This is a genomic window from Streptomyces sp. NPDC051136 (genome assembly GCF_044455745.1).
Taxonomy (GTDB): Bacteria; Actinomycetota; Actinomycetes; order Streptomycetales; family Streptomycetaceae; genus Streptomyces.
Map to the genome: position 1 here is coordinate 405,889 of NZ_JBITFE010000007.1, position 13,134 is coordinate 419,022.

Consider the following 13,134-nt stretch of genomic DNA (forward strand, 5'->3'; position numbering starts at 1 on the left):
CATCGAGACAGATCGGGGGCGACGCTGGTATCCGTCCCGCACGGACCCCCTGGAGGCTCCATGTCCGCCACCGCCCCCACCTGGGACCCCGCCCAGTACCTGCGCCACGCCGGCCCCCGCGCCCGCCCCTTCACCGACCTCCTCGCCCGCGTCGGGGACCTCCCCGCCGACCGGCCCCGCATCGCCGACCTCGGCTGCGGCCCCGGCAACCTCACCGTCCTGCTCGCCGACCGCTGGCCCACCGCCCGCATCACCGGCTACGACAACTCGGCCCCGATGCTCGACCGGGCCCGCCGGTACGCCGGGCCCACCCCCGGCGGCGGCCGCCTCGACTTCGCCCCCGCCGACGCCCGCACCTGGACACCCGACGAGCCGCACGACCTCGTCGTCAGCAACGCCACCCTCCAGTGGGTCCCCGGCCACGCCGACCGCTTCCCCGACTGGATCGGCCGCCTCGCCCCCGGCGGCACCCTCGCCCTCCAGGTGCCCGGCAACTTCGACGCGCCCAGCCACCGCCTGATGCGGGAGCTCGCCCACTCCCCGCGCTGGCGGGACCGGCTCGACGGCGTCCTGCGCCACGAGGACGCCGTCCACACCCCCGAGGACTACCTCGCCCGGCTCACCGCCACCGGCTGCACCGCCGACGTGTGGGAGACCACGTACGTCCACCTGCTGCCCGGCGAGGACGCCGTCCTCGACTGGGTGAAGGGGACGGGGCTGCGGCCCGTACTGGACGCCCTCGACGACGACCCGGCCGCCCGCGACGCCTTCGTCGAGGAGTACCGGGCCGCGCTGCGCGCCGCCTACCCCGCCGGGGCGCACGGCACCCCGTTCCCCTTCCGCCGCGTCTTCGCCGTCGCACGCAAGGGACGCGACGCACCGGAGGGGCCGGAGGGCAGGGAAGGGGAGAGCCGGTGATCCTCGGTCTCGACCACGTGCAGCTCGCCGCACCGCCCGGTTCCGAGGCCGCCCTGCGGGCCTTCTACGGCGGCGTCCTCGGCATGTCCGAGGTGCCCAAGCCGCCCGCGCTCGCCGCCCGCGGCGGCTGCTGGTTCCGGGCCGGCACCGCCCAGCTCCACCTGGGCGTCGAGCCGACCGGGTTCCGGCCCGCCCGCAAGGCCCACCCCGCACTGAGGGTCACCGCGATCGACGCCTGGGCCGCCCGCCTGCACGCCCACGGCACGCCCGTCACCTGGGACCACGACCTGCCCGGCCACCGGCGCTTCCACTGCGCCGACCCGGTCGGCAACCGCCTGGAGTTCCTTCAGCCGGACGCACCGGAGCCGCCTTGACGACCGGCCCGCAGCCGCCCCGAGGCCCGGGCTCTCACACCACGCCCTCGGCGGCGAGCGCGTCGACCGCCTCCTCCGACAGGCCGAGACCACCGAGCACGGCGCGGGTGTGCTCGCCCAGCGCCGGGACCGCCTCCATGCGGGGCGCCTCACCGGTCGGACCGGGCGGGGCCAGCGCCGGGACCGGGCCGGCCGGAGTGTCCACCTCGCGCAGGCGGCCCCGCGCGGCCAGCTGGGGGTGGTCCCACACCTCGGCCAGCGTGTTCACCCGGGCGTTGGCCACCGGCACCGCGTCGAGCAGCTCGACCGACTCGGCGCCGGTCAGCTCCGCGAACCGGGCCGCGATCAGCTCGCCCAGCTCCGCCCGGTGCGCGTCCCGGTCCGCGTTGGTGGCGTAGTGCGGGTGCTCCGCCAGCTCCGGGCGGCCCAGGAAGCCCGCGCAGAAGCCACGCCACTCGCGCTCGTTCTGCACCGCCGTCATCACGACCTTCCCGTCCCCGGCCGTGAACGGACCGTAGGGAAAGATCGTCGCGTGCGCCGCACCCGCCCGCGGCGGCGGCTCGGCGCCGTCGAAGGAGTAGTACATCGGGAAACCCAGCCACTCCACGGTGGCCTCCAGCATCGACACGTCCAGATGGGTGCCCCGCCCCGTGCGCCCGCGTTCCAGCAGCGCACCGAGGACGGAGCTGTACGCGTACATCCCGGCGGCGATGTCCGACACCGGGATGCCCGCCTTCGCCATCTCCCGCGGCGTCCCCGTGACCGACAGCAGCCCCGCCTCCGACTGCACCAGCAGGTCGTACGCCTTGCGGTCCGCGTAGGGACCCGACGCGCCGTAGCCGGAGATGTCGCACACGATCAGCCCCGGATGCGCGGCCAGCAGCTCCTCGGCGCCCAGACCGGCCCGGGCCGCGGCGCCCGGCGCCAGGTTCTGCAGGAAGACGTCGGCGTCCGCGATCAGCCGGCGCAGCAGCTCCAGCCCTCGCGGATCCTTGAAGTCCAGGGTGACGGACTCCTTGTTGCGGTTGACCCACACGAAGTGCGAACTCAGGCCCCGCACCCGCGCGTCGTACGCCCGCGCGAAATCCCCCGTCCCCGGACGCTCCACCTTGATCACGCGCGCGCCGAGGTCCGCGAGCTGACGGCTCGCGTAGGGAGCGGCGATCGCCTGCTCCAGCGAGACGACGGTGATTCCGCGCAGCGGTTGCATGCCCCGGCCCTCAGCTCTTGCGGTGCCCTATCAGGCGCGGCTTCGGCTCCAGACCGTCCAGACCGTGCCACGCCAGGTTCACCAGGTGTGCCGCCACCTCGGCCTTCCTCGGGCGGCGCACGTCCAGCCACCACTGCCCGGTCAGCGCCACCATCCCCACCAGCGCCTGCGCGTACAGCGGGGCCAGCTTGGCGTCGAAACCGCGGCTCTTGAACTCGCGGCCCAGGATGTCCTCCACCTGGGTGGCGATGTCCGAGATGAGGGAGGCGAAGGTACCCGTCGACTGCGGGATGGGGGAGTCGCGGACCAGGATGCGGAAACCGTCCGTGTACTCCTCGATGTAGTCCAGGAGCGCGAAGGCCGCCTGCTCGCACAGCTCACGCGGGTGGCCCGCGGTCAGCGAGCTGGTCACCATGTCCAGCAGCCGCCGCATCTCGCGGTCCACGACCACCGCGTACAGGCCCTCCTTGCCGCCGAAGTGCTCGTACACCACCGGCTTGGAGACCCCGGCCTTCGCCGCGATCTCCTCCACCGACGTGCCCTCGAAACCCTTCGCCGCGAACAGCGTGCGGCCGATCTCCAGCAGCTGCTGGCGCCGCTCGGCACCGGTCATCCGGGTACGGCGTGCCCGCCGCGGCTTCTCGTTGCTCGGGGTGCTGCTGGAGTCGGTCGCCACGGCGTCAATCATGCCGCCTTCGCCGTCTCCTTCCGGCGGCGGGCACCGTCCTGATCCGTGTTGCGGCGCGAATCGATACGCGAGCGTGACGGCCACCGCACGTCGTACGCCCACCCCAGCTGCTCGAACCAGCGGATCAGGCGGGCCGACGAGTCCAGCTGCCCGCGCATCACGCCGTGCCGCGCCGAGGTCGGGTCCGCGTGGTGCAGGTTGTGCCAGGACTCACCGCAGGACAGGATCGCCAGCCACCACACGTTGCCCGAGCGGTCCCGGGACTTGAACGGGCGCTTGCCCACCGCGTGGCAGATCGAGTTGATCGACCACGTCACGTGGTGCAGCAGCGCCACCCGCACGAGTGAACCCCAGAAGAAGCCGGTGAACGCACCCCACCAGGACATCGTGACCAGCCCGCCGATCAGCGCGGGCAGCGCCAGGGACACCACCGTCCACAGGACGAACTGGCGGGAGATCGCCCGCAGCGCCGGGTCCTTGATCAGATCCGGGGCGTACTTCTCCTGCGACGTCTGCTCCTCGTCGAACATCCAGGCGATGTGCGCCCACCACAGGCCCTTCATCAGGGCCGGCACCGTCTCGCCGTACCGCCACGGCGAATGCGGATCGCCCTCGTCGTCGGAGAACTTGTGGTGCTTGCGGTGGTCGGCCACCCAGCGCACCAGCGGCCCCTCGACCGCCATGGAGCCCGCGATCGCCAACGCGATCTTCAACGGCCGCTTCGCCTTGAACGAACCGTGGGTGAAGTGCCGGTGGAAACCGATCGTGATGCCGTGACAGCCCAGGAAGTAGAAGAAGACCAGCAGCCCCAGGTCCAGCCAGCTCACCCCCCACCCCCACGCCAGCGGCACCGCCGCCGCCAGCGCGAGGAACGGAACGGTGATGAAGAGCAGCAGCGTGATCTGCTCCAGCGAACGCTTCTGCTCACCGCCCAGCGTGGCGGAGGGCGCCGCTTCGGCATCGGCCGGCTGCGGAGCGTCTGGGATCACATCGGAACTCGTGGTCATGCGCGTCCCCTGTGGGGTCGAGGGTGGGGGTCGGGGGTGTCGCCGGTGCAGACTGCGGGAACCGCCCGTGAACTTCCTACGGTCCCGTAACCTACGGCGACGTAAGTATGGCAGTGCGTGGCCACGCGGCAAGAGCCCCAGAGCCTGCGCGTCCCGGCCGACACCTATCCTGGGGGTCGGTCGGACAGCGCGGTCCGCTCTGATTACTTCCCGGACGTCCGGCCCGGTAAGCGGCGCCCGCCGCGCGAGGCCGGCCGTCCGGGTTCCCTCCCAGACGAGCTTCAACACTGCAAGGAGCCGCACCTGTGAGCAGTGCCGACGACCAGACCACCACGACGACCGGCAGCGAACTGCGGGCCGACATCCGCCGACTGGGCGACCTCCTCGGAGAGACGCTCGTCCGGCAGGAGGGCCCCGAGCTGCTGGAACTCGTCGAGAAGGTACGCCGACTCACCCGCGAGGACGGCGAGGCCGCCGCCGAACTGCTGCGCGGAACGGAACTGGAGACCGCCGCCAAGCTCGTCCGCGCCTTCTCCACCTACTTCCACCTCGCCAACGTCACCGAACAGGTCCACCGCGGCCGCGAACTGGGCGCCAAGCGCGCCGCCGAGGGCGGACTGCTCGCCCGCACCGCCGACCGGCTCAAGGACGCCGACCCCGAGCACCTGCGCGAGACGGTCCGCAACCTCAACGTGCGCCCCGTCTTCACCGCGCACCCCACCGAGGCCGCCCGCCGCTCCGTCCTCAACAAGCTGCGCCGTATCGCCGCGCTCCTGGACACCCCGGTCAACGAGTCCGACCGCCGCCGCCTGGACACCCGCCTCGCCGAGAACATCGACCTCGTCTGGCAGACCGACGAGCTGCGCGTCGTCCGCCCCGAGCCCGCCGACGAGGCCCGCAACGCCATCTACTACCTCGACGAACTGCACCTGGGCGCCGTCGGCGACGTCCTCGAGGACCTCACCGCCGAACTGGAACGGGCCGGCGTCAAGCTCCCCGACGACACCCGCCCCCTCACCTTCGGCACCTGGATCGGCGGCGACCGCGACGGCAACCCCAACGTCACCCCCCAGGTGACCTGGGACATCCTCATCCTCCAGCACGAACACGGCATCAACGACGCCCTGGAGATGATCGACGAACTGCGCGGCTTCCTCTCCAACTCCATCCGCTACGCCGGAGCCACCGAGGAACTGCTCACCTCCCTCCAGACCGACCTGGAGCGGCTCCCCGAGATCAGCCCCCGCTACAAGCGGCTCAACGCCGAGGAGCCCTACCGGCTCAAGGCCACCTGCATCCGGCAGAAGCTGGAGAACACCAAGCAGCGCCTCGCCAAGGGCACCGCCCACGACGCCGGCCGCGACTACCTCGGCACCGCCGAACTCATCGACGACCTGCGCATCGTCCAGACCTCGCTGCGCGAACACCGCGGCGGCCTCTTCGCCGACGGCCGCCTCGCCCGCACCATCCGCACCCTGGCCGCCTTCGGCCTCCAGCTCGCCACCATGGACGTCCGCGAACACGCCGACGCCCACCACCACGCCCTCGGCCAGCTCTTCGACCGGCTCGGCGAGGAGTCCTGGCGCTACGCCGACATGCCCCGCGAGTACCGCACCAAGCTCCTCGCCAAGGAACTGCGCTCCCGCAGGCCGCTCGCCCCCACCCCGGCCCCCGTGGACGCCCCCGGCGAGAAGACCCTCGGCGTCTTCCAGACCGTCCGCCGCGCCCTGGAGGTCTTCGGCCCCGAGGTCATCGAGTCCTACATCATCTCCATGTGCCAGGGCGCCGACGACGTCTTCGCCGCGGCGGTGCTGGCCCGCGAGGCCGGACTCATCGACCTGCACGCCGGCTGGGCCAAGATCGGCATCGTGCCGCTCCTGGAGACCACCGACGAGCTCAAGGCCGCCGACACCATCCTGGAAGACCTCCTCGCCGACCCCTCCTACCGGCGCCTGGTCGCCCTGCGCGGCGACGTCCAGGAAGTCATGCTCGGCTACTCCGACTCCTCCAAGTTCGGCGGCATCACCACCAGCCAGTGGGAGATCCACCGCGCCCAGCGCAGGCTGCGCGACGTCGCCCACCGTTACGGCGTACGCCTGCGCCTCTTCCACGGCCGCGGCGGCACCGTCGGCCGCGGCGGCGGCCCCACCCACGACGCCATCCTCGCCCAGCCCTGGGGCACCCTGGAAGGCGAGATCAAGGTCACCGAGCAGGGCGAGGTCATCTCCGACAAGTACCTCATCCCCGCCCTCGCCCGGGAGAACCTGGAGCTGACCGTCGCGGCCACCCTCCAGGCCTCCGCCCTGCACACCGCGCCCCGCCAGTCCGACGAGGCCCTGGCCCGCTGGGACGCCGCCATGGACGTCGTCTCCGACGCCGCCCACACCGCCTACCGAAAGCTCGTCGAAGACCCCGACCTGCCCACCTACTTCCTGGCCTCCACACCCGTCGACCAGCTCGCCGACCTGCACCTGGGCTCACGGCCCTCCCGCCGACCCGGCTCCGGCGTCTCCCTCGACGGACTGCGCGCCATCCCGTGGGTCTTCGGCTGGACCCAGTCCCGGCAGATCGTCCCCGGCTGGTACGGCGTCGGCTCCGGCCTCAAGGCACTGCGCGAAGCCGGCCTGGACACCGTCCTCGACGAGATGCACCAGCAGTGGCACTTCTTCCGCAACTTCATCTCCAACGTCGAGATGACCCTCGCCAAGACCGACCTGCGCATCGCCCAGCACTACGTCGACACCCTCGTCCCCGACGAGCTCAAGCACGTCTTCGACGCCATCAAGGCCGAACACGAGCTGACCGTCGCCGAGGTCCTGCGCGTCACCGGCGAGACCGAACTGCTGGACGCCGACCCGGTCCTCAAGCAGACCTTCGCCATCCGCGACGCCTACCTCGACCCGATCTCCTACCTCCAGGTCGCCCTCCTCGGCCGCCAGCGCGAGGCCGCCGCCGCGAACGAGGACCCCGACCCGCTCCTCGCCCGGGCCCTCCTCCTCACCGTCAACGGCGTCGCCGCGGGCCTGCGCAACACCGGCTGACGCGCGAACCCCGCACACAACGGTGCCCCGGGCTCACCAGAGCCCGGGGCACCGTCCGTTCCCACCCGCGCCGAGGCGGGAACCTCACACCGCGAAGAACGCCGCCGTCAGCAGCGCCACCCCCGCCCCCGCCATCACCCACGCCGCCCGGACCCGCCGCAGACCACCCGCCACCACCACCGACGCCAGCAGCAGCGCACCACCCAACGGCACCCACGCGAACAAAACCCCCGCCGCACCCGCACGCACCGCACCGTCACCGCCGGGCTTCAGCACCACGCCGTACGACCGGCCCTCCGCCACCGCGACCGAATCCTCCAGCACCACCCGGCCACGCGCCTGCGACCCCGCCGACACCGGCGCGTACGGACCGCTGCACCAACCGTCGGCACAGCGCGTCACCTCCACCGTGCCCCGCTCCCGCCCCTTGGTCAGCAGCACGTGCTGCGCCGTGCCCCACGACGCCCACACCCCCGCGATCAGGATCAGCGCCGTCACCGTCCCCATCGCCGCGACCCGGCCGAAGGTCAGCAGAGCGGATGACGCGGACGAGGCCTGACGGGAACGAGCGGCGGCGGCAGAGACAGGCATGGCCGGGATCATTGGCCATGCCTGCACGCCCGGTCAACTCACCCGCGCACCATCACCGGACAAGTCACGAGTTGTACGCGCTCTGCGCCCGCTCAAGACCCTCGATCACCAGAGCCTCCACCGCGTCCGCCGCCCGGTCCACGAAGTAGTCCAGCTCCTTGCGCTCCGCCGACGAGAAATCCCGCAGCACGAAATCCGCCACCGGCATCCGCCCCGGCGGCCGCCCGATCCCGAACCGCACCCGGTGGTACTCCGCACCCAGCGACTTCGTGATCGACTTCAGCCCGTTGTGCCCGTTGTCCCCGCCACCCAGCTTCAACCGCAGCACGCCGTAATCGATGTCCAGCTCGTCGTGCACCGCCACGATGTTGCCCACCGGCACCTTGTAGAAGTCCCGCAACGCCGTCACCGGGCCCCCCGACACGTTCATGAACGACATCGGCTTCGCCAGGATCACCCGCCGGTTCGCCGGCCCCGGCGGACCGATCCGCCCCTCGACCACCTGCGCCTGCGCCTTGCCGTGCCGCTTGAACCGCCCCCCGATCCGCTCCGCCAGCAGATCCGCCACCATGAAACCGACGTTGTGCCGGTTCGAGGCGTACTCGGAGCCCGGATTGCCGAGACCGGCCACCAGCCACGGAGCACCCGCGTCCGTCGTCACGTCCATCTCTCCCTCACGTCCCTCGCACCCGTCCCTGCCCGTCCCCACATACGCGTCGGCCGCCGCCCCGCACGGGAGCAGCGGCCGACCACATGATGACCCAGGAAGGGATCAGGCCTCGGCGGCCTCGTCGCCCTCACCCTCGGACTCGGCCGGAGCCTCCTCCGCCTGCGCGGCCAGAACCTGCAGCACCACGGCGTCGTCCTCGACGGCCAGCGACACACCGGAAGGCAGCTTGACGTCCTTGGCGTGGATCGAGGCACCGGCCTCCAGACCCTCCACCGACACGGTGACCTGCTCCGGGATGTGCGTGGCCTCGGCCTCGACCGGCAGCGCGTCCAGGACGTACTCCAGCAGGAAGTTGCCCGGGGCCAGCTCGCCCTCGGCCTGCACCGGGATCTCGACCTGGACCTTCTCGCCGCGCTTCACCAGCAGCAGGTCGACGTGCTCAAGGAAACCCTTGATCGGGTCACGCTGGACCGACTTCGGGATCGCCAGCTCGTTCGTCTTGCCGTCGACGTCCAGCGCGATCAGCACGTTCGGCGTACGCAGCGCCAGCAGCAGCTCGTGACCCGGCAGGGTCAGGTGCAGCGGGTCCGTACCGTGGCCGTACAGGACACCGGGAACCTTGTTGTCACGGCGGATACGACGCGCGGCACCCTTGCCGAACTCGGTGCGCGTCTCGGCGGTGAGCTTCACCTCGGACATGATCACTCCTCGTGGAAAACAGAAACGGACGTGGTCACCCGGCCACGAACGGCCTGCTACGAAGAGCGCGTCGATAACGGAGCGCCACACCCGAGAACACGGGTACGGCCTCCCTCGCCGAGCAACCTGAGCAGTCTACTCGGAGAGGAAGGCCGTACCCAAAACGATCAACAAGCGGCACCGGCGCCTGCAGAACGGTTACTGCATGACGCTCACTGCTCGTCGAACAGGCTCGTCACCGAACCGTCCTCGAACACCTCACGCACCGCACGCGCGATCGTCGGCGCGATCGACAGCACCGTGATCTTGTCCAGCTCCAGCTCGTTCGGCGTCGGCAGCGTGTTCGTGAACACGAACTCACTCACCTTCGAGTTCTTCAACCGGTCCGCCGCCGGACCCGACAGCACACCGTGCGTCGCCGTCACGATCACATCCTCCGCGCCGTGCGCGAACAACGCGTCCGCAGCGGCGCAGATCGTGCCACCCGTGTCGATCATGTCGTCGACCAGGACGCAGATACGCCCCTCCACATCACCCACGACCTCGTGCACCGTGACCTGGTTCGCCACGTCCTTGTCACGCCGCTTGTGCACGATCGCCAGCGGAGCGCCCAGACGGTCGCACCAACGGTCCGCCACCCGCACCCGGCCCGCGTCCGGAGACACCACCGTCAGCTTCGAACGGTCCACCTTCGCACCCACGTAGTCCGCCAGCAGCGGCAACGCGAACAGGTGGTCCACCGGACCGTCGAAGAAGCCCTGGATCTGATCCGTGTGCAGATCCACCGCCAGAATCCGGTCCGCACCCGCGGTCTTCATCAGATCCGCCACCAGACGCGCCGAAATCGGTTCACGCCCACGGTGCTTCTTGTCCTGCCGCGCGTAACCGTAGAACGGCACGATCACGGTGATGGAGCGAGCCGACGCACGCTTCAACGCGTCGATCATGATCAACTGCTCCATGACCCACTTGTTGATCGGAGCCGTGTGGCTCTGGATCAGGAAACAGTCCGCACCACGCGCCGACTCCTGATACCGCACATAGATCTCACCGTTGGCGAAGTCGAAGGCCTTCGTCGGGACGACCCCGACCCCCAGCTGCTGGGCGACCTCCTCGGCAAGCTCGGGGTGTGCGCGGCCGGAGAAGAACATCATCTTCTTCTCGCCGGTCGTCTTGATCCCGGTCACAGCACTTTCTCCTCAGAGGTTCGCAGCTGAGCTCATGGGCGCTCTCCCGACTGGCCGCGGGGGCGTCTCAGCTGGTGGGGTGCGGATGTGCACTTATCACGGTACGCCGTGTTCGACGCGCCGGTTTCCGGTCAGTCCTCGCCGCCCGCCTCACGGGACACCGCCTCGGCAGCCTTCGCCGCCGCGCTCCCCGGACGCTTCCGAGCCACCCAACCCTCGATATTCCGCTGCTGGCCACGGGCCACGGCCAGCGAACCGGGCGGCACATCCTTCGTGATCACCGAGCCGGCGGCGGTGTAGGCACCGTCCCCGACCGTGACAGGAGCCACAAACATGTTGTCCGAACCCGTACGGCAGTGCGAGCCGATCGTCGTGTGGTGCTTGTCCTGACCGTCGTAGTTCACGAACACGCTCGCCGCACCGATGTTCGTGAAATCACCGATCGTCGCGTCACCCATGTAGGACAGGTGCGGAACCTTCGTCCCCTCACCGATCGACGCGTTCTTCGCCTCGACGAACGTACCGATCTTCGACTTCAGCCCGAGACGCGTACCCGGCCGCAGATAGGCGTACGGCCCCACCGAAGCCTGCGGACCCACATGAGCGCTCACCGCGACCGTGTTGTCCACCCGCGCCCCCGCGTCCACCCGGGTGTCCGTCAGACGCGTGTTCGGACCCACCTCGCAGCCCTCCGCGAGATGCGTGGCACCGTGCAGCTGCGTGCCCGGATGCAGGACCACGTCCTGCTCGAACGACACCGTCACGTCCACCCACGTCGTCGCCGGATCCACCACCGTCACGCCGGCCAGCATCGCCCCGGTCAGCAACCGGTCGTTCAGGATCCGCCGGGCCTCCGCGAGCTGCACCCGGTTGTTGATCCCCGCGATCTCCCGGTGGTCACCCGCCACCGACGCACCCACCCGGTGCCCCGCCTCGCGCAGGATCCCCAGCACGTCCGTTAGGTACTCCTCACCCTGACTGTTGTCCGTGCGCACCTTGCCCAGCGCCTCCGCGAGCAACCGCCCGTCGAAGGCGAACACACCCGAGTTGATCTCCCGGATCGCCCGCTGCGACTCCGAGGCGTCCTTGTGCTCCACGATCGCCGTCACGGCACCCGAGGCACCGTCCCGCACGATCCGCCCGTACCCCGTCGCGTCCGGCACCTCCGCCGTCAGCACCGTCACCGCGTTCCCGTCGGAGGAGTGCGTCGCGGCGAGGGCCTTCAGCGTCCCGCCGGTCAGCAGCGGAGTGTCACCGCAGACCACGACCACGGTCCCGTCCACGGCACCGCCCAGCACCTCCAGACCGATCCGCACGGCGTGCCCGGTGCCGTTCTGCTGCTCCTGGACGGCGGTGCGGACGTCGGGGGCGACCTCGGCGAGGTGCGCGGCGACCTTCTCGCGGGCGTGCCCGACGACGGCGACCAGGTTCTCGGGGTCCAGCTCACCGGCCGCGGCGAGCACGTGCCCGACGAGGGACCGGCCGCACAGCTCGTGCAGGACCTTGGGGGTGGCCGACTTCATACGGGTGCCCTCACCCGCTGCGAGAACGACGACGGCTGCCGGGCGATTGGCGCTCACGGGATGCCCTTCGGCTTTGAGGGGGTGGGGGTGGACCTCCGCAGGATACCGGGGTGGTTGGTGGGGGACATGAGTGCGGGCCCTGACATCGGCTTTCACCGGTCAGGACCCGAACCAAGCAATTGCTCCCGGGGGAGGACTCGAACCCCCATGATCAGAACCAAAATCTGACGTCTTGCCCTTAGACGACCCGGGATTACCGCTATGTCCGATTCTCTAGATCGGCCGCGGAGGCAGCACCTACTATGCCGTACCACCAGCCCTCAATGCGACGGTACAAGTCGGCTCCGCGGCGCACGTCGACACGCAGGCAACCCCGGTAGTTCTCGTTGAGGTTCTTCCGGTTGGTGCGGGGGTTGTGGCGCTTGAGGGTGGTCTTCATCAGATCGGCGGGCTCAATGCCGACATGGTCCGCCCAGAAGGCCTCCGCCTTCGTGACGTCGGCGGTTTCGTGGATGTGCACGGCGAATCTGAGGCATGCGGGATCCACGCGCAGCAGCCTCAGCCAGGCCATGAAGAGCGAGATGACGTCGGGGTCGCTGTTGATGAAGGACACGCGCTCGCGGCGGCTGTAGGGCTTGCTCTTGGCTCCTTCCGCCCAATAGAGGGCTACGCCCACAACGAAGAGTTCGCGGTCGGTCAGCTCTCCCGTCTCTGTCGCCGCCTGCCGCTTGGTCCGCCAGCGGTCTTCCTCTCGTGCCTGAAGCTTGGCCTCCCAGCCCCTTCTGGCGATCGCGGAGACCTCCTGACGTGTGCGCGCCGGTCGCTCCGGCTTCGGCAGGTCCCGTACCCACAGCGAGATCGAGCTCTTGCTGCATCCCAGCTCCACCTGGATCCGGTCGTAGGTCCATCCCTGGAGGCGCAGCTCTCGTGCCCGCTCCCTGACGTCGTCCTTCGCGTTCGGGCGCTTCGTCCATTCCGGCGGCGGCTCGCCCTCCAGGAGCCGGTTGAGGATGTCGTTGTTGTCGACGTGCAGTCGGTCGCGGATCTGGCGTCGGCTGAGTCCCTCGCGCCGCAGCGCCACCGCCCGCTCCCGCAGGCCTTCGAAATCCGCGTACTTGTTCTGTGAACGTGCCATGGGCATACCGTCCGGCCGGAATGGTCGCCTCCGGTGATGAACGGCTCGGGGTTCACCAGTTCGAGGGATATCGCGTCGTATCGTTTGTCGA

The 13,134-nt window shown here is 70.3% G+C and carries 12 protein-coding genes and 1 tRNA gene; 3 read left to right on the forward strand and 10 right to left on the reverse strand.

What is annotated here, in order from left to right; translation table 11 throughout:
* The first annotated feature begins 60 nt into the window (after positions 1-60).
* Together ACIBCJ_RS22395 and ACIBCJ_RS22400 are read left to right on the forward strand one after the other, a co-directional pair.
* Complete coding sequence (locus ACIBCJ_RS22395; protein WP_365981505.1) at positions 61-918, forward strand: trans-aconitate 2-methyltransferase; 858 nt, start codon at positions 61-63, stop codon at positions 916-918.
* Positions 915-1,292 carry a VOC family protein gene (locus ACIBCJ_RS22400; RefSeq protein WP_365981504.1) on the forward strand — a complete coding sequence of 126 codons (378 nt, stop codon included), beginning with the start codon at positions 915-917 and terminating at the stop codon, positions 1,290-1,292. The genes ACIBCJ_RS22395 and ACIBCJ_RS22400 overlap by 4 nt, the downstream gene beginning before the upstream one ends.
* 34 nt (positions 1,293-1,326) lie before the next feature.
* Here ACIBCJ_RS22400 and ACIBCJ_RS22405 read toward each other — a convergent pair whose 3' ends face one another.
* From ACIBCJ_RS22405 to ACIBCJ_RS22415, 3 genes are read right to left on the reverse strand one after another with little or no spacing between them, the layout of a single operon-like run.
* Complete coding sequence (locus tag ACIBCJ_RS22405) at positions 1,327-2,502, reverse strand: CaiB/BaiF CoA-transferase family protein (RefSeq protein ID WP_365981503.1); 1,176 nt, start codon at positions 2,500-2,502, stop codon at positions 1,327-1,329.
* A 10-nt stretch (positions 2,503-2,512) separates the two neighbouring features.
* Complete coding sequence (locus tag ACIBCJ_RS22410; protein ID WP_365981502.1) at positions 2,513-3,190, reverse strand: TetR/AcrR family transcriptional regulator; 678 nt, start codon at positions 3,188-3,190, stop codon at positions 2,513-2,515.
* On the reverse strand, positions 3,187-4,197 hold the full coding sequence (locus ACIBCJ_RS22415; RefSeq protein WP_362097737.1) for an acyl-CoA desaturase: 1,011 nt from the start codon (positions 4,195-4,197) through the stop codon (positions 3,187-3,189). The genes ACIBCJ_RS22410 and ACIBCJ_RS22415 overlap by 4 nt, the downstream gene beginning before the upstream one ends.
* Positions 4,198-4,502: 305 nt before the next feature.
* On the opposite strand from ACIBCJ_RS22415, the gene ppc reads away from it, so the two are divergent.
* Complete coding sequence (gene ppc, locus ACIBCJ_RS22420; RefSeq protein WP_365981501.1) at positions 4,503-7,238, forward strand: phosphoenolpyruvate carboxylase; 2,736 nt, start codon at positions 4,503-4,505, stop codon at positions 7,236-7,238.
* An 84-nt stretch (positions 7,239-7,322) separates the two neighbouring features.
* Here the strand turns inward: ppc and ACIBCJ_RS22425 are convergent, their stop codons facing one another.
* The 7 genes from ACIBCJ_RS22425 to ACIBCJ_RS22455 all read right to left on the reverse strand — a co-directional run bounded on the left by ACIBCJ_RS22425 (position 7,323) and on the right by ACIBCJ_RS22455 (position 13,043).
* Positions 7,323-7,841 (reverse strand): hypothetical protein, encoded by a 519-nt coding sequence (locus tag ACIBCJ_RS22425; protein ID WP_362098034.1) that lies wholly within the window; start codon positions 7,839-7,841, stop codon positions 7,323-7,325.
* Positions 7,842-7,893: 52 nt separating this feature from the next.
* Entirely contained in the window at positions 7,894-8,496 is a 603-nt protein-coding gene (gene pth, locus ACIBCJ_RS22430) for an aminoacyl-tRNA hydrolase (RefSeq protein WP_365981500.1), read from the reverse strand.
* 105 nt (positions 8,497-8,601) lie between these two features.
* Entirely contained in the window at positions 8,602-9,198 is a 597-nt protein-coding gene (locus ACIBCJ_RS22435; protein ID WP_362097746.1) for a 50S ribosomal protein L25/general stress protein Ctc, read from the reverse strand.
* Positions 9,199-9,410: 212 nt separating this feature from the next.
* Positions 9,411-10,385, reverse strand: coding sequence for a ribose-phosphate diphosphokinase (locus ACIBCJ_RS22440; protein WP_362097748.1), 975 nt, complete (start codon positions 10,383-10,385; stop codon positions 9,411-9,413).
* A 131-nt stretch (positions 10,386-10,516) separates the two neighbouring features.
* Positions 10,517-11,965, reverse strand: coding sequence for a bifunctional UDP-N-acetylglucosamine diphosphorylase/glucosamine-1-phosphate N-acetyltransferase GlmU (gene glmU, locus ACIBCJ_RS22445; RefSeq protein WP_365981499.1), 1,449 nt, complete (start codon positions 11,963-11,965; stop codon positions 10,517-10,519).
* 125 nt (positions 11,966-12,090) lie between these two features.
* Positions 12,091-12,161 (reverse strand) — tRNA-Gln (locus ACIBCJ_RS22450).
* Between the two features lie 6 nt (positions 12,162-12,167).
* Complete coding sequence (locus ACIBCJ_RS22455) at positions 12,168-13,043, reverse strand: hypothetical protein (RefSeq protein WP_365981498.1); 876 nt, start codon at positions 13,041-13,043, stop codon at positions 12,168-12,170.
* Between the last annotated feature and the right edge of the window lie 91 nt (positions 13,044-13,134).

What these genes read in the sequence shown, in the direction of transcription:
- ACIBCJ_RS22455 (WP_365981498.1), bottom strand. Translation starts at nt 13,043, where the DNA reads ATGGCACGTTCACAGAACAAGTACGCGGATTTCGAAGGCCTGCGGGAG.
- ACIBCJ_RS22435 (WP_362097746.1), bottom strand. Translation starts at nt 9,198, where the DNA reads ATGTCCGAGGTGAAGCTCACCGCCGAGACGCGCACCGAGTTCGGCAAG.
- ACIBCJ_RS22405 (WP_365981503.1), bottom strand. Translation starts at nt 2,502, where the DNA reads ATGCAACCGCTGCGCGGAATCACCGTCGTCTCGCTGGAGCAGGCGATC.
- pth (WP_365981500.1), bottom strand. Translation starts at nt 8,496, where the DNA reads ATGGACGTGACGACGGACGCGGGTGCTCCGTGGCTGGTGGCCGGTCTC.
- ACIBCJ_RS22425 (WP_362098034.1), bottom strand. Translation starts at nt 7,841, where the DNA reads ATGATCCCGGCCATGCCTGTCTCTGCCGCCGCCGCTCGTTCCCGTCAG.
- ACIBCJ_RS22410 (WP_365981502.1), bottom strand. Translation starts at nt 3,190, where the DNA reads ATGATTGACGCCGTGGCGACCGACTCCAGCAGCACCCCGAGCAACGAG.
- ACIBCJ_RS22395 (WP_365981505.1), top strand. Translation starts at nt 61, where the DNA reads ATGTCCGCCACCGCCCCCACCTGGGACCCCGCCCAGTACCTGCGCCAC.
- ACIBCJ_RS22415 (WP_362097737.1), bottom strand. Translation starts at nt 4,197, where the DNA reads ATGACCACGAGTTCCGATGTGATCCCAGACGCTCCGCAGCCGGCCGAT.